The following is a 15,287-nucleotide window of genomic DNA, read 5'->3' on the forward strand; positions in this document are numbered from 1 at the left end:
CCCGGAGGCTGCGATCCGGTGCCCCCGTCGTCCTGGGGCCGCCGGCCGGTGGGGGTCAGCCGTTGTTGGGGCTGCGGTGCGGGGGTTGTTCGGGGGTGGGGCGGCGGGTCACCGGTGGTACCGCCCGCACGGCCGGCTCGTCGGTGCTGACGGTGAGCGGCTCGCCGTGGTGGCTGAGCCGCAGCGGCGGGCCGTCCAGCAGCGCGTACGTCACCTTGTCCGCGCCGATGTCGACCCGCAGCCGGCGCCCGCGGAACTGGACGTGGAAGGCGAGCCGGCGCAGCCGCTCGGGCAGGCGGGGCGCGAACCGCAGCCGCTCGCCGTCGCGGCGCATCCCGCCGAAGCCCGCGACCAGCGCCATCCAGGTGCCGGCGAGCGAGGCGATGTGGAGTCCGTCCCGGGTGTTGTGCTCCAGGTCCTGGAGGTCCATCAGAGCGGCCTCGGAGGCGTAGGCGTAGGCCAGGTCCAGGTGGCCCGTCCGGGCGGCCATGACGGCCTGGCAGCACGCGGACAGGGAGGAGTCGCGGACGGTCAGCGGCTCGTAGTAGGCGAAGTTCCGGGCGATCTGCTCCTCGTCGTACCGGCGCTCGAACCAGTCGCCGCAGGTGTACATGGCCAGCACCAGGTCGGCCTGCTTGACGACCTGCTTGCGGTACAGGTCGAAGTAGGGGAAGTGCAGAAGCAGCGGGTACTGGTCGGCGCGGGTGCCGTCGAAGTCCCAGCGCTGGTAGCGGGTGAAGCCGGCGTGCTGCTCGTGAACGCCCAGCTCCTCGTTGTAGGGGACGTGCATGGCTTCGGCGGCGTCCCGCCAGTCCGCGCTCTCCTCCTCGTCCACGCCCAGCCGCCGCGCCTCGCGCGGATGGCGTTCGACGGCGTCGGCCGCGGCCAGCAGGTTCTGCCGGGCCATCAGGTTGGTGTACGTGTTGTCGTCGGCGACCGCGCTGTACTCGTCGGGGCCGGTGACGCCGTCGAGGTGGAAGACGCCGTGCCGGTCGTGGTGGCCCAGCGACCGCCACAGCCGGGCGGTCTCCACCAGCAGCTCCACGCCGGTCTCCCGCTCGAAGGCGGTGTCGCCGGTGGCCTCGACGTACCGGACGACGGCGTCGGCTATGCCGGCGTTCACGTGGAAGGCGGCCGTGCCGGCCGGCCAGTACGCGGAGCCCTCCGGGCCGGCGATGGTCCGCCAGGGGAACGCGGCCCCGGCGAGCCCGAGCTGGGCGGCGCGTTCACGGGCCTCGTCCAGGGTGTTGTACCGCCAGCGCAGCGCCTCGGCGACGGCCTGCGGCGCGGTGTGGGTGAGCACGGGCAGCACGAACATCTCGGTGTCCCAGAAGGCGTGCCCGTCGTAGCCGGAACCGGTCAGTCCCTTCGCCGGGATGGCGCGCTGCTCGGCGCGGGCACCGGCCTGCAGGACGTGGAACAGCGCGAACCGGACCGCCTGCTGGATCTCCTCGTCGCCCTCCACCTCGACGTCCGCGCGGGCCCAGAAGTCGTCCAGACAGGCCCGCTGGTCGTCGAGCAGGCCCTGCCAGCCGTCGTGGCCGGCGGCGGCGAGCGCGGCGTCGACCTGGTCGGCCATCGCGGGCAGCGACCGGGCACCCGACCAGCCGTGGGCGACCAGCTTCTCCAGGCGCAGCGTCTGTCCGGGCTCCAGCACGGAGGTGACGGTCAGCCGGGCGACGTCGATGCCGCTCTCGCTGCGGGTGGTGGTGCGTTCCGGGCCGGTGACGGTGTGGTCGGCGGCCACGGCGACCCGCAGGCCGCTGCGCCTGGTGCGGTGGACCATGCGCAGCCGGGTGCCGGAGGCGAAGTGGTCCTCCTGCTCCAGCGGGCTCTTCAGCGCCCGCGCCGCGCGCGGGTCGCCGTCGGGCTCGGGCAGGCTCTCGTTGGCGACCAGCTCCGACTGGATCACCACCCGGCTGCGGCTGCCGACGGCCTCCACCTCGTAGGCGACGGCGGCCACCGCCCGCTGGGTCAGCGACACCAGCCGGGTGGAGCGCACCCGGACCGTCGAGCCGGCCGGCGAGGTCCACTCACAGGTCCGCTCCAGCACCCCGCGGCGCAGGTCCAGGACGCGTTCGTGGGAGACGAGGCGGCCGTAGCGCAGGTCGAACGGCTCGTCGTCCACGAGCAGGCGCACGATCTTGCCGTTGGTGACGTCGATGACGGTCTGCCCGGACTCCGGGTAGCCGTAGCCGGCCTCCGCGTACGGCAGCGGGTGCACCTCGTGGACGCCGTTGAGGTAGCTGCCGGGCAGGCCGTGCGGTTCGCCCTCGTCGAGGTTGCCGCGCCAGCCGACGTGCCCGTTGGACAGGGCGAACACCGACTCGCTCTGGGCGAGGACGTCGAGGTCGAGGGCGGTCTCGCGGACGGTCCACGGCTCGACGGCGTACGAGCGGTCGGTGATCACTGCTTGCCTCCCAGTTCGGCGAGGTCCTTCACGACGGTGTCGGCGCCGTGTGCGTACAGCGCGTCGGTCTGGCCGGCCCGGTCCACGCCGACGACGTACCCGAAGCCGCCCGCGCGGCCCGCGTCCATGCCGGCCAGCGCGTCCTCGAAGACGGCCGCGCGGGACGCCTCGACGCCCAGGTCGCGGGCGGCGGCGAGGAAGGTGTCGGGGCGCGGCTTGCCCGGCAGGTTCCGCTCGGCGGCCACCACGCCGTCGATGCGGACGTCGAAGAAGTGCTCGGCGCCGACGGAGCGCAGCACGTCCCGGCAGTTGGCGCTGGAGGAGACGATGGCGGTGCGCAGCCCGGCGGCGCGCACCGCCTCCAGGTACCGCAGGGTGCCCTCGTACGCCTCCACTCCCCCGGTGCGGATCTTCTCCAGCAGCAGCTCGTTCTTGCGGTTGCCGAGGCCGTGGACGGTCCGGGCGTCCGGCGGGTCGCCGGGGTCGCCCTCGGGCAGCCGGATGCCGCGCGAGGCCAGGAAGGAGCGGACGCCGTCGGCGCGGGGGCGGCCGTCGACGTACTCGTCGTAGTCGGCGGAGGTGTCGAACGGCCGTCCCTGTTCGCCCGGGTAGTCGCGCAGGAACGCGTCGAACGTCTCCTTCCAGGCCGCCGCGTGCACGACGGCCGTCCTGGTGACGACCCCGTCGAGGTCGAAGAGACAGGCCTGGATGGTGTCGGGCAGACCGAGCTGAGTCATACCCAGGACTGTTCCCCGTCCGGAGCGCTCCAGTGAGTGGCGCACGCCACATGCCGCGCGGCCGGGCGGTGACACACTCTGCTGTGTGCCGCTGACCTTCGACGACCTCCTCCTCCGCGCCCGTGCCCTGCCGCGCGGCGGCCGGCGTGCCCTGCTGGGCATCGCCGGCAGCCCCGGCTCGGGCAAGTCGACCCTGGCCGAGCGGCTGGTGGCCGCGCTGAACGGCGACGGACCGCCCTGGGCGGCGCAGGTGCCCATGGACGGCTTCCATCTCGCCGACGCCGAACTGGACCGGCTGGGCCGCCGCCTGCGCAAGGGCGCGCCGGACACCTTCGACGCGGGCGGGTACGCGGCGTTGCTGCGGCGGCTGCGCGAGGAGACCGGCGAAGTGGTGTACGCGCCGGGGTTCGAGCGGGATCTGGAGCAGCCGCTCGCCGGTGCGATCCCGGTGCCGCCCGGGATCCGGCTGGTGGTGACCGAGGGCAACTACCTGCTGCTGCGGGAGGGTTCGTGGGCGCGGGTGCGGCCGTGCCTGGACGAGGTGTGGTTCTGCGAGATCGACGAGGAGGAGCGGATCCGCCGGCTGGTCGCCCGGCACGAGGAGTTCGGCAAGGAGCACGCGGCGGCCGTGTCCTGGGTGCTGGACACCGACCAGCGCAACGCCGACCTGGTCGCGAGGACACGGGAACGCGCGGATCTGCTGGTGCCGGCCGGCGTGCTGAGCTGACGCGCGGGCCGCCATGCTGCGCTGACGCGCGCTGTGCGGGGCCGGCGTACTGCGCCGACGCGCGGGCCGCGGTTGCCGGCGTGCTGCGCTGACGCGCGCTCTGCAGGGCCGGCATGCTGCACCGAGGCGCGGGACGCCGGGGCCGACATGCCTGCGCCGACGCGGGCGCCGGCGTTCGGTTCTGTGCGCCGTGGGCCGCGCGTTCACCCGCCGCCCACCCGCCGGCCGCCGGGTCCTCCCCGGGCGGACACGAACCGGCCCTAGACATGCACCCGTTCACCTTCCCGCTCCAGCGTTTCCCCCGGGACCGCACAACTTCGCACAGCGGCACGGCCGTTCCGGGCACGCTCTCCGAGAGGCACAGGCATGCCGTCAACCGCCGGGCACCGCACCCCTGTTCCGAACCGCCGCGGGTTCCTCACCACCTCGCTGGCCGCGTCGGCTGGAGTGCTCTCCGTGCCGGCCGCCGCCGTCTGGCTGCTGGCGGCCGACGCGAAGGCCGCGACCGCGCCGGCCGCGTTCGTGGACGACTACCGGACCAACACCGCGGGCAATCTGACGCCCGGGACGAACGCGGTGGTCCGTGTTCTCGGCGGCTTCGGCCGGCTGTGGAAGACCGGCCCGGCATGGCACACCGGCCTGCCGCTGCGCCCCGACATCCTCCGCGCCGACCTGCGCTACTGCGCGCGGATCACCGCCGGACGCACCGACGCGCAGGCCGCGGAGGCGTTCGTCTACGACCGCCAGCACCAGAGCTACGCCATGATCGCCGGCCTCGGCCCGCTCGCCGACGTGTACCGGACGGACGCCCGGGCCGTCACGTCGATCACGAGCGCACCCGACGGCACCCCCGCGACCACCGTGAGCGACGCGGTACCCGCGGACGCACCCGCGGGCTCGGCGCTCGGCGCCGGCGCGCACGACTCGCCGCTGGGCAAGGTCGCCGAGCTGGTCGACACCGTGCGCGGCCCGTTCGCCTCCGGCAACCCGGCCAAGTACGCCTACCAGTACCCGCGGCCGTGGCGGCTGACCGAGGACAGCGAGGTCGTGGACACCGGCCGGACGGACGCGTTCGGCTTCCCGGTGTACGCGTCGGACGTGACCGTGGCACCGCAGCTGCTGCGCCAGCGCGGCACCTCCCCCGCCGACGACGGCGGCTTCCCCAGCGGCCACACCAACGCCTTCCACCTGGCCGCGCTGGCGTACGCGTACGCCGTGCCGGAGCGCTTCCAGGAGCTGGTGGCGCGCGCGTTCGAGCTGAGCCACACCCGGATCGTGGCCGGCATGCACCACCCGGTCGACGTCATCGGGGGCCGGATCATGGCGACCGCGCTCGCCGCGGCCACCCTCGCCGACCCGGCCAACGCCGGGCTGAAGGCCGCCGCCCGCGCCCAGGCCCTCGCCCGCTTCACCGCGCGGACCGGCACCACCGCCGACACGCTCCACGCCTACGCCCACCCGGCCGACGACCGTGACGCCGACCGGGACGCCCGGCGGCGCGCGGTGCGGCACCGGCTGACGTACGTCCTGCCCCGGGAGGGCCGCGAGGTGCCGCTGACCGTGCCGAAGGGTGCGGAGGTGCTGCTGGAGACCCGGCTGCCGTACCTGACGGCGGACCAGCGCCGGGAGGTGCTGCGCAGCACCGGGCTGCCCTCCGGGTACGCGCTGCTCGACGGGTTCGAGCAGTGGGGTCGGCTGGACCTGTTCGCCGCGGCGGACGGCTACGGCGCCTTCGACGCGGACGTCACCGTCACCATGGACGCGGCGGCCGGCGGCTTCTCGGCCGCCGACAGCTGGCGCAACGACATCGGCGGGCGCGGCGGGCTGACCAAGCGGGGCACGGGCACGCTGACGCTGACCGGCCGCAACCGGTACACCGGCGCCACCGTGCCGGCCGGGGGCACGCTGGTGGCGGGCTCCGAGGACGCGCTGGGCCACGGGGACGTGCGGGTGACGGCCGGGACGCTGCGGGTGGCGCGGCGGCTGCGGGTGCGGGGCGCCTACGCGCAGGAGGCGGGCACGCTGGAGGTCACCGTACGGGCCGGCGGCAGGGCACCGCTGACGGCCGGGCGCCGGGTGGTGCTCGGCGGCCCGGCGGTGCTGGCGCTGCGGCTGGACACCGAGCGGCCACCGGCGCCGGGCGACACCCTGCCCGTCCTGGACGCGCCCCGGCTGGCCGGGCGGTTCGACCGGATCGAGGTGAACTCCGACGCGCTGCGGGCCGTACCCGTGTACACGGCAGAAGGTCTGTCGGTACGACTCGTGCGGCGGTGACGTCCACGGCGGCGGGAGCGGTGCGACAGTGGGGCCATGTTCCGGCCCCCGGACCCTCCCGTCGCCGGCCGGCCGGTGCCGCCGCGGGGCGGATGATGGCACGCGCACGACACCCGGTCCTCACTCCCGAGGCCCCCACGGCGCCGGTACGGCAGGCGCCGGCCGGCCGCTACGCCCGGCTGCGCCGGCACCGGCGGTGGCTGCCGCCGCTCCTGGTCGCCCTGCTGCTCACCCAGATGGCCGCGGCGATGGTCACCACGGCGGTCCAGCAGACGCCGACGATCGACGAGCCGGTGTACGTCGCCACGGCCACCGACTACCTGCGCGAGCACCGGCTGCGCTACAACCCCGAGCATCCGCCGCTCGGGAAGCTGCTGATCGAGGCCGGGGTGGCGGTGGCTGACCCGCACTACGACCCCTCGTACACCGGCGACCAGGGCGAGGTGGGCCGGCACCTGCTGTACGCCTCGGGCAACGACCCCTGGCGGCTGATGCTGTGGGCGCGGCTGCCGGTGATCGCGCTGACGCTGCTGTGCGGGCTGGTGGTGTTCGCGTTCGCCCGGGACCTGGCGGGCACGGCGGGGGGCCTGACCGCCCTCGCCCTGTACGCGTTCTCCCCCGACGTGATCGCCCACGGTTCCCTGGCCACGCTCGACATGCCGGCCGTCGCCCTCGTCCTGACGGCGTGCTTGCTGGTCTGGCGGGCCCGCCGCCGCCCCGCCCGGTACCTGCCTCTGGCGGGCGCGGCCCTGGGCGGGGCGGTGGCGACCAAGATGAGCGCCCTGCCGGCGGTGCCGGTGCTGATGGCGCTGGCGGCGCTGTCCGCCCTGACGGCCCACCGGTCCGAGGCGGTCTCCTGGCGGCCGCTCCCCTGGCTCCGGGCGCGACGGCCGGCGGTGTCGGCGCTGGTGGGTGCCGTCGTCGTCGCGTTCGTGGCCGTCGCCGTCGTGTGGGCCGCGTACCTGGCCGTCGACCCGCGGCTGCGGTTCGTGCCCGCCGGGCCGGTGCCTGGGGTGCACGGGCTGCGGGGACGGCTGGTGGAGCTGCTGCCGGTGCCGCCGGCGTACCGGGCCGGGATGCGGGTGCAGTTCGGGCTGGAGGACTACCCCTGGCAGGGGTACCTGTTCGGGCACGTGTACACCGGTTCGCTCTGGTACTACCTGCCGGCCGCCCTGCTGGTGAAGACCCCGCTCGGGCTGGCGGCGCTGGGCGCGGCGGGTGCCGTGGCGGTCGTGGCGCGGCGCCGGCTGCGGCCCGCGGCGCCGTACCTGCTGGCGGTGCCGGCCGTGCTGCTGGCGGCGGCGATGACGGGGTCGCGGGACTTCGGCACCCGGTACGCGCTGTTCGTGCCGGTGTTCCTCGCGGTGGCGGCGGCCGGGGTGCTCGCGCTGCGGTGGCGGTGGGCGGGACTGCTGACCGGCGCGCTGGTGCTGTGGGCGGCGGTGAGTTCGGTGCGGACCTTCCCGTACTACCTGCCGTACGCGAACGAGGCGTTCGGCGGCCCGGCGCACACGCACCGGCTCCTGCACGACTCGAACGTGGACTGGGGACAGGACCTGGGCCGGCTCGCCGACCGGCTCCGGGAGCGGTACCCCGGCGAGCGGGTGTGGCTGGTGTACAAGGGCAGCGGAGTGCCGTCGTACTACGGCATCCACGCCGCCGATCCGCGGTCCGTGCCACCCGGCCGGGTGCACGGGCTGCTGGTGGTGTCGGACTCCGCCGTCGCCAAGGCGCGCGGGCGGCTGGCCGAGCTGATCGCGGACAGCCGGCCGGTCGGCGAAGTGGGCCATTCCATCAGCCTGTACCGCCGGTGAGCCGCCTGCTCCGAGCCCCTGGTCACGGCGGTCGGTGAGCTATGTTGAGTGCTCGTGGCAGACAAAGGAGGCCGACCGGTGCCCTCGCCGCAGCAGGCACGCGCACAGGCATCAGCGATCACGTCGGGGAAGACGGTGCCCCAGGCCGAGGCCGCGCCGACCTCGCGGCTCCGGGAACTCTTCGACGGCCCGCGTCTGTCGCCGGGGCAGCGGCGCATCGCCCAGTACCTGATCGAGCACATCACCGAGGCCGCGTTCCTGTCGATCACCGAGCTGGCCGACCGGGTCGGGGTCAGCCAGCCCTCGGTGACCCGCTTCGCCGCGGCCGTCGGCTTCAGCGGCTATCCCGCCCTGCGCGAGAGGCTCCAGTCGATCGCGCTCAGCAGCCTGGCCGGCGGGCCCGGCGAGGAGAACCGGGCCAACGAGCTGCAGGCGGCCGTCGACGCGGAGATCGAGAACCTGGAGAACCTGCGGCGCGACCTCGCCGACCCCGACCGGGTCATCCGGGTCGGCCGCGAGCTGTCCCGCTCCACCCCGCTGACCGTGCTGGGCCTGCGCATCTCGGTGTCGCTCGCCGAGTACTTCGGCTACGCCGCCCGCCGTATCCACCCGGACGTGCGGCTGGTGACCCGCGGCGGCAGCGTGGCGTACGACGCGCTGCTGCAGTGCCGCGAGGCGGGCGGCAGCTGGGTGCTGGCCTTCGCGATGCCCCGGCACTCCCAGGAGACGCTCCAGGCGGTCCGGGTGGCGCGGGGGGCGGGCCTGAAGGTCGCCCTGGTGACCGACCTGGCGCTGGGCCCGCTGGCCGACGAGGCCGACGTCACCTTCGCCACCGGCACCGGTTCCCGGCTGGTGTTCGACTCCTATGCCGCGCCCGGTGTGCTGGCCGCGGCGCTGCTGCAGGCCATGACCGACGCCGACCCGGAGCGCACCCAGGCCCGGCTGGAGAAGTACGAGCAGCTCTCGGAGCAGCACCAGTTCTTCCTTCGGGACTGACCGGCCGATTCTTTCGCCCGCACCGGGCCGGCCGTGAAGATCTTGCGGTCCTCCACTTCCTGGACCGGGATGATTCACCCCATACCGAGCATGAATGTTTTCATACGTCTTGCAAACCGGTCGGCATATATAAATACTGCTCGGCGCACCCCGTGCCGCCGTCCCCTACCCACGACGGCGCCCGGGGCGCACCGGGGCGCGCCGTCTGCGCGACGCGCCCGTGGCGGCCCCGGCCATCCCCTAGGCCGGGGCCGCCCCGAATCCGTCGGTCAACCTTCACGACGCCGCACACCGGAAGCGATGATCATGCCCCTGACCACCACGCGCATCACCCCCGACTGGCCCTGTCAGGTCAAGACGCCGGGCTCGTACGACTGGGAACGCTCGGCGGCCAAGTGGCTGCGCGATCTGATCCCCGCGCGCTACGCCAGCTATCCGGCGCTCATCCGGCACCCGGTCCTGCTCGCCCGGCACGCGCAGATCCAGGTGCAGCAGGAGATCCGGGTCGCACGGACCGCCCTGCAGACCGCGCGGGCCGAGTTGCCGATGCTGGGACTGCCCGAATCGGTTATCGAACACACGATCAAGATGTACGCGGCGGAGGTACTCCAGTTGCAGCACATCGCGCGCAGTGTCCGTGCGGTCAGCGAGGCCCTGGCCGGTCGCGGCACCAGCCGCTGACCCCGTCCGACCTGCGGATTCCCCCTCGCGGACAGCTTTCCCGACGGTCCTACGAATCCCGACCCGGCAGACGAGTGATCGAACGGCCCCGGGTGTGCGATGCTCGTCGCGTGACGAGCGAGCCCCTGCCTCCGGTGGACCGCGACCCGAGCGCCGATCTGGCGGCGCTGGCGAAGGTCGTCGCCCGGCAGCGCGCGGAGATGGAACGGCTGCGGGACCTGGCCGCGACCTCGGCCGTGCTGGAGCGGGCCAAGGGCGTACTGATGGCTCTCACCGGGTGTACGCCGGACGAGGCCCACGAGGAGCTGGCCCGGCGCGCCAAGGACGGCAACCGCACCCTCCTCGAACAGTGCTGGCTCACCCTGGGCGCCCTGCCGCCCCTGGAACGGCCCGCCGCCACCCCGGCCGCGCCGCCCGCCGAGGCCGACGCCTCCGGGGCCCCGGCCGCCGGCACCACGGAACTCGCGGAGGTCCTCGGGCACATCGCCCGCGACCTCGTCCGGGTCGGCTCGCCCCACGAACTGGCCGGGTGCCTGCTCGAACACCTGGCGCACGAGATCGACGGCGACGCGGTGATGCTGTACGAGCGGCTGCCCGAGGGCGGCCTGAGGCTGATGGCGTACGCCGGCCTCGACCCCACCCTCGCCGCCCAGTGGCGGCAGCTGCCACCGGTGAGCAGCGTGGCCGCGATGGACGCCCTGCGGTCCGGCGAGCCCCGCTGGCTGGAGGACCTCACCGCCGACCGCACCCGCTACCTGCTCATCGGGGATCCCCCGGAGCGGTGGGCCACCCGGGCCTGGCTGCCCCTGCGGGCCGGGGAGACCGCCCACATCGCCCTCGGGGTGCTGCGCCGCCGGAGCGGGCCGTTCGCGCCGCGCGAGCGGGAGCTGCTGCGGGCCGTGAGCCGGCTGTGCGCGGGCCGGCTGCGGGCCTTCGACGGCCCGCCGGGCGGCACGCCCGGGGACCTCTCCCCCACCGTGCAGGCGGTGTTCGACGCGCTGCCGGGCGCGGCGACCTTCCTGACCCCGCTGCGCGGAGCCTCCGGCGAGGTGGAGGACTACCGCATCGACGCCGCCACCCCGGAGGCGGTCGACGTGTTCGGCCGGACCGGTCGGGACATGGTCGGCAGTCACATCCTGGAGAGCTACCCGTCGGTCGCGGGCGAACCGCTGTGGCAGGGCTACCTGCAGGCCCTGGAGACCGGAGTGCCCTTCGAGGGCGAGCCGTTCGCCTACCAGGACGTGATCGGCGACGTGCCCGTGACCGCCACCTACACGGTGCGTGCGGCCCCGCTGGGCGAGGGCCTGGTGGTGACCTGGCTCCGGCACGACCCGGTGGACCGGCAGGAGCAGCGCCTCGCCGACGTGCAGCGGCTCGGCAACCTGGGCTGGGCGAACTGGAACCTGATCACCCAGGAGATCTCCTGGGCCGCACAGACGTACGCCGTGCTGGGCGTGGTCCCCGGCCAGGAACCGGTCCGGCTGGAGCGGCTGCCCGACCTGGCGCTGCCGGAGGACACCGGTCCGCTGGCGCACGCCATCGCCGAACTCGTCTCCCGGGGCCGGGCGTTCAACGTGCCGTTCCGCATCGACACGCCGGCGGGCGTCCGGCACCTGCGGATGGTCGCGGAGGCCGTCACGGCGCCCGACGGCACCCCGGTCGAGGTGCACGGCTTCGTCCAGGACCTCACCGCGCAGCGCAGCGCGGAACTGGCGCTGGTGGAGAGCGAACGCGCGATGCTCCTCCAGCGCGGCATCCTCCAGGCCGAACGGGCCCTGGCGGCCCGGCTGCAGCACGCCCTGCTGCCACTGCCCAGCAAGCCGGTCGAGCTGGCCGGGCTGCGCGTCGAGGTCGCCTACCTGCCCGCGCAGGCCGGCATCCATGTCGGCGGCGACTGGTTCAGCGCCATCGAACTGCCCGACTGCGAAGCGCTGTTCGTGGTCGGCGACGTGGCGGGCCACGGCATCGACGCCGTGGCCACCATGGCCCAGCTCAGGTTCACCGCGAAGGGCATGGTCAGCACCGGCTCCTCGCTCACCGGGGCCCTGGCGCGGCTGAACCAGCTCCTGCTGCACTCCCGGGACGGCCAGATCACCGCCACCATGGTGCTGGCCCGCTACGACCCCGACCGGCACGTACTGGCCTGGGCGCAGGCCGGGCACCCGCCGCCCATGCTGGTGCGCCGGGGCGAGGTGCATTTCCTGGACCGGCCCGGAGGCATGCTGCTCGGTGCGATGTCCAGCCCCGCCTACGAGTCGCGCGAGCTGCGGCTGGAGCCCGGGGACCGGCTGCTGCTCTACACCGACGGCCTGGTCGAACGCCCCGGCGAGGGTCTCGACGCGGGCTTCGCCCGGCTGTCCGAGGCCGTGCGCGCCCACGGCAGCGGCGATTCCGACTCCCTGGAGGCACTGCTCGCCTCGATGATCGCCGAGGAGCGGCGGGACGACGTGTGCGTGCTGGACATCCGGGTGCCCCTGGAGGAGGAGCCGGGCGCGGACGGCTAGGGCCGCCGTCCGGGAACCGGGCGTGCTCAGTCCACGGGGTGGCCGGCCTCGATGCCTGCGGCGTCGGAGAGCCGCAGCAGCGGCCCGTCCCGGCCCTCGCCCCACTCGACCGGGTCGAGCACGAAGCCGACGTGGTCGCCGCCGTCGATGCGGTGCAGGACGGCGCCGACGAACCAGGCCGCCGTGTCCGTCAGGACGGCGCTGCCGCCGTGTCCCTCCCGCCAGTGCAGCCGGGCGAACTTGTCGGTCTCGTCGCCCGTCTCCCCGCCGAGGAGTTCCGCCAGCTCCCGCTGGTCCCGGGTGAGCAGGTGGACGGCGAGGAACTGGGCGGCCCGGGCGGCCCGGTAGGTGCGGTTGACCTTGGACAGCCAGACGGCGAACCGGAGCGGCTCCATGGAGCACTGCGAGGCGAAGCCGACCAGACAGCCAGCGCGCTCGCCGCCCGCCGCGGCGGTCACCACGCACATGTCCGGATCCAGCCGGTCGAAGAAGCCGCTCAACCGCCCGGCGCCGCCCCGCGTGCCGCTCTCGTCCGCCATGCCGTCCGCTCCCGTCCGCCGCCGCCGTTGGGTTACGCATGCTCGCGCCGCGTGCGCTCATGCATCGTCCCCCGAGCCGGTGCGGGACTCCAGCGCGCGCCGCGTGTCGTCCCCGTAGACACCCCTCTCGTCACCGCTGATGCCGTACCAGAGCTGGAAGCGGGCCACGGCCTCGGTGAGCGTGACGTCGTAGGTGCCGCCGGCGGAGCCGTCACGGTAGACGTCCGGGATGCGCAGCAGACGCCGCTGGAGGTCGGCGACCTCGGGGCCGGTGTCGCCCTGCCGGAGCGTGCCGGGGCCGTCCGGGTCGCTCGCGCCGGTGGGCGCGGCGGGGGCGACGTCGGCCGGGGCGCTCGGGGCCGGCGGGGCTGAGGCGCTGGCGGGCGGGGCGGTCGTGGCCGGCGGGGCGGTCGTGGCCGGCGGGGGCGGGGCGGCGGTGGCGGCCTGCTGGCGGCCGGGGAGCAGCAGGGCGCAGCCGAAGCCCACGAGAGCCGCGGCGGCCACCGCCACGGCGACGGCGGCCCGGCGCCGTCCGGAGCCGGAACCGGGAGCGCCCTTGGCCGGCGGCCGTCCCGGGGCGGTCGCGGGACGGGCACCGGCCGGCCGGGGCGTGGGGACGGGCGGGATCTCCTGGGTGTCGGCCTCGGCGGAGTGCGCCGTCCGCGGCCGCGGTGCCGCGCCGACGGGCCGGTACGTCACCGGGTCGGGCCGGAACTCGCGCATCAGCTCCGCGAGGGCGTCGAAACGGCGGGTCCGCAGGACCCGGACGGGCTCCAGCACCCGTCCGGGCGGCGGCTGTTCGGGGTCGGGCGGTGTCGGCACCTGGCTCTCCTTCCGTCCCGCGGATACGGGGCTGTCACACCCCCACGCTCAGATACGGCGCCCACCGCGGCCCCGTTCAGACACCTCCCGCGCACCGGGCCGCCCGCGCTCGCAGCAGCGCCGGTCGGACGGGGAGGGTCCCGGGGAACGCGCCGTGGCCGACACCCGGTGCGGTCACGGCCAGCCGGCCGTGGCCGCGCACGACGGTGTCCGGGCCGACCTCGCCGGGGTCGAGCGAGAGGTATCCGCGGGCGGACCGGGCGCCCACGGTGCCCGCCTTCGGCGGGGCCTCGCGGTCTCCCAGGGCAGCGGCTCGCCCTCCCGTTCGGGGTCGCTGTCGGCGGCGTAGCGGCGGATCACCCGGCCGTTCTCGGCGACGATCCACACGTCGGAGCCGCCGGCGTCGTCCAGGAAGAAGAACTGGGCCCGGCCGCAGTGGTCGCTGACCCGCTCGACCGTCTCGGTCATGCCGTCCCAGGAGTCGCCGACGAGCAGGTCGAACGGACCGAAGACCGGGCGCCAGCCGTCCAGCTCCGGGGCGACGAAGGGCCGCCCCGCGGTGCGCCCGGCGCCGCCCGGGCCGGGGACGCCGATCTCCCGGGCCCCGACAAGGGATTCGACCTTCATGTGGCCGGACAGGACCGGCGACCGCCGACAGCGCTCCGGGGCGGGCGGGAGCGCCGCTCGGCCACGGTTTCGGCACACCGCCGAACCGACGGCCGGCGCGCTGACCCCGGGGTGTTCCTGTCAGGCGGGGCTGAGCGCCCCCTGTACGAAGCGGCTCAGGGACGCCGTGAACGCGGTGACGAAGGCGTCCCTGGCCTCCTCCGGGAGGGCCTCCAGGGACAGGTAGGGGTTGAGGTCCTCCAGCTCCACCAGGAGCAGACCGCCGTCCGGGGTGCGGCAGGCGTCGACGCGCTGGATGCCGTGCCCGAGGTCGTTCCAGTCGATGAACCGGCGGGCGAACTCCAGGTCGGCGGCGGTGGCCGCGTAGGGCTCCAGCTCCCAGCGCCGCCCGGGGTCGGGGGCGTACAGGGCGTACTGGAAGTCGTCGTCGACGAAGTAGAAGGACACCTCGTAGGCGAAGTCGACGCGGGGCTGGATCAGGACGTCCCCGGCGGTGAGTCCGGCGAGCCGGCCGGCCGGGACGACGCGCAGGCCGAGGGAGTCGGCGCCCAGCTTCGGCTTGACCACGTACTGCTCGGCGGACGGCAGTCGGTCCGCGTCCTCGGCGCGGTCGACGGTCGGTATCACCGGGTAGCCGGCGGCCGTCAGGTCGAGCAGGTACTGCTTGCCGGCCATGTCCGCCTTCCCGGTGAGCGGGTTGTACACCCGGGTGCCGGTGCCGAGCGCGCGGGCGCGGAAGGCGTCGTACTCCCGCTGGTAGCCGAGGACGGGACCGCTGTTGCGCACGACGACGGCGTCGAAGCCGTCCATCAGCGCCGCCGCGTCCAGCGGATGGCACAGGGCCAGGTCGAAGTGGTCGCGCAGCCGCGAGGCGAGGTGGATGTCCTCGTCGCAGTAGCGGCGCCCGCGGGCCTGGTACGCCAGGTCCGTGACGTAGAGCAGGCGGGGACGGGCGGCCGGCATGGGGGCTCCTCGGGACGGCGCGGGTGTCAGGCGGGAGTGAGGGAAAGGCGCTGCGAGTCGTCGTTGCCGACGGCGGAGAAAGGTTACGCCGGGGGGTGCGGCGGTTTTCGGCCACCCCCGTCGACCCACTCGCCGGCCACCCCGTCGACCCGCCCACGGCAGCACTCAGTTCCCCCGAAGGAGCACTCCCGCT

Annotated in this window: 12 protein-coding genes; 6 read left to right on the top strand and 6 right to left on the bottom strand. The window is 74.9% G+C overall.

Annotation, left to right across the window (positions count from 1 at the left end):
* Window positions 1-55 precede the first annotated feature (55 nt).
* Both IG05_RS0136400 and IG05_RS0136405 read right to left on the bottom strand, forming a co-directional pair.
* Window positions 56-2,410 carry a glycoside hydrolase family 65 protein gene (locus tag IG05_RS0136400; RefSeq protein ID WP_030348379.1) on the bottom strand — a complete coding sequence of 785 codons (2,355 nt, stop codon included), beginning with the start codon at window positions 2,408-2,410 and terminating at the stop codon, window positions 56-58.
* A complete protein-coding gene (locus tag IG05_RS0136405; RefSeq protein ID WP_030348380.1) occupies window positions 2,407-3,147 on the bottom strand; it encodes an HAD family hydrolase in 741 nt (246 codons plus the stop codon). Before IG05_RS0136405 ends, IG05_RS0136400 begins: the two co-directional genes overlap by 4 nt.
* Window positions 3,148-3,232: 85 nt before the next feature.
* Here IG05_RS0136405 and IG05_RS0136410 point away from each other — a divergent pair, with 85 nt between their 5' ends.
* The 6 genes from IG05_RS0136410 (at window position 3,233) to IG05_RS0136435 (ending at window position 12,143) form a co-directional block, all read left to right on the top strand.
* Window positions 3,233-3,874, top strand: a complete 642-nt coding sequence (locus IG05_RS0136410; RefSeq protein ID WP_030348381.1) for a nucleoside/nucleotide kinase family protein — start codon at window positions 3,233-3,235, stop codon at window positions 3,872-3,874.
* A gap of 366 nt (window positions 3,875-4,240) precedes the next feature.
* A complete protein-coding gene (locus IG05_RS0136415) occupies window positions 4,241-6,148 on the top strand; it encodes a phosphatase PAP2 family protein (protein ID WP_030348382.1) in 1,908 nt (635 codons plus the stop codon).
* Window positions 6,149-6,240: 92 nt separating this feature from the next.
* The gene (locus IG05_RS0136420) at window positions 6,241-7,962 is read left to right on the top strand and encodes an ArnT family glycosyltransferase (RefSeq protein WP_030348383.1); all 1,722 of its coding nucleotides are present in this window, start codon (window positions 6,241-6,243) and stop codon (window positions 7,960-7,962) included.
* 78 nt (window positions 7,963-8,040) lie between these two features.
* Entirely contained in the window at window positions 8,041-8,958 is a 918-nt protein-coding gene (locus IG05_RS0136425) for a MurR/RpiR family transcriptional regulator (protein ID WP_030348384.1), read from the top strand.
* 300 nt (window positions 8,959-9,258) lie between these two features.
* Entirely contained in the window at window positions 9,259-9,639 is a 381-nt protein-coding gene (locus IG05_RS0136430) for a hypothetical protein (protein WP_030348385.1), read from the top strand.
* A 200-nt stretch (window positions 9,640-9,839) separates the two neighbouring features.
* Window positions 9,840-12,143, top strand: coding sequence for a SpoIIE family protein phosphatase (locus tag IG05_RS0136435; protein ID WP_078894748.1), 2,304 nt, complete (start codon window positions 9,840-9,842; stop codon window positions 12,141-12,143).
* A gap of 26 nt (window positions 12,144-12,169) precedes the next feature.
* On the opposite strand, the gene IG05_RS0136440 is transcribed toward IG05_RS0136435, so the two are convergent.
* The 4 genes from IG05_RS0136440 to IG05_RS0136455 form a co-directional block, all read right to left on the bottom strand.
* Window positions 12,170-12,682 (bottom strand): flavin reductase family protein, encoded by a 513-nt coding sequence (locus IG05_RS0136440; RefSeq protein WP_037815403.1) that lies wholly within the window; start codon window positions 12,680-12,682, stop codon window positions 12,170-12,172.
* Between the two features lie 57 nt (window positions 12,683-12,739).
* A complete protein-coding gene (locus IG05_RS0136445) occupies window positions 12,740-13,504 on the bottom strand; it encodes a peptidoglycan-binding protein (protein WP_030348388.1) in 765 nt (254 codons plus the stop codon).
* Between the two features lie 174 nt (window positions 13,505-13,678).
* Entirely contained in the window at window positions 13,679-14,131 is a 453-nt protein-coding gene (locus IG05_RS42800) for a hypothetical protein (protein ID WP_030348389.1), read from the bottom strand.
* A gap of 120 nt (window positions 14,132-14,251) precedes the next feature.
* Window positions 14,252-15,094 carry a hypothetical protein gene (locus IG05_RS0136455; protein WP_030348390.1) on the bottom strand — a complete coding sequence of 281 codons (843 nt, stop codon included), beginning with the start codon at window positions 15,092-15,094 and terminating at the stop codon, window positions 14,252-14,254.
* Window positions 15,095-15,287 lie beyond the last annotated feature (193 nt).

The sequence above is a fragment of the Streptomyces sp. NRRL S-1022 genome, from assembly GCF_000720135.1.
In the GTDB taxonomy this organism is placed as follows: domain Bacteria; phylum Actinomycetota; class Actinomycetes; order Streptomycetales; family Streptomycetaceae; genus Streptomyces.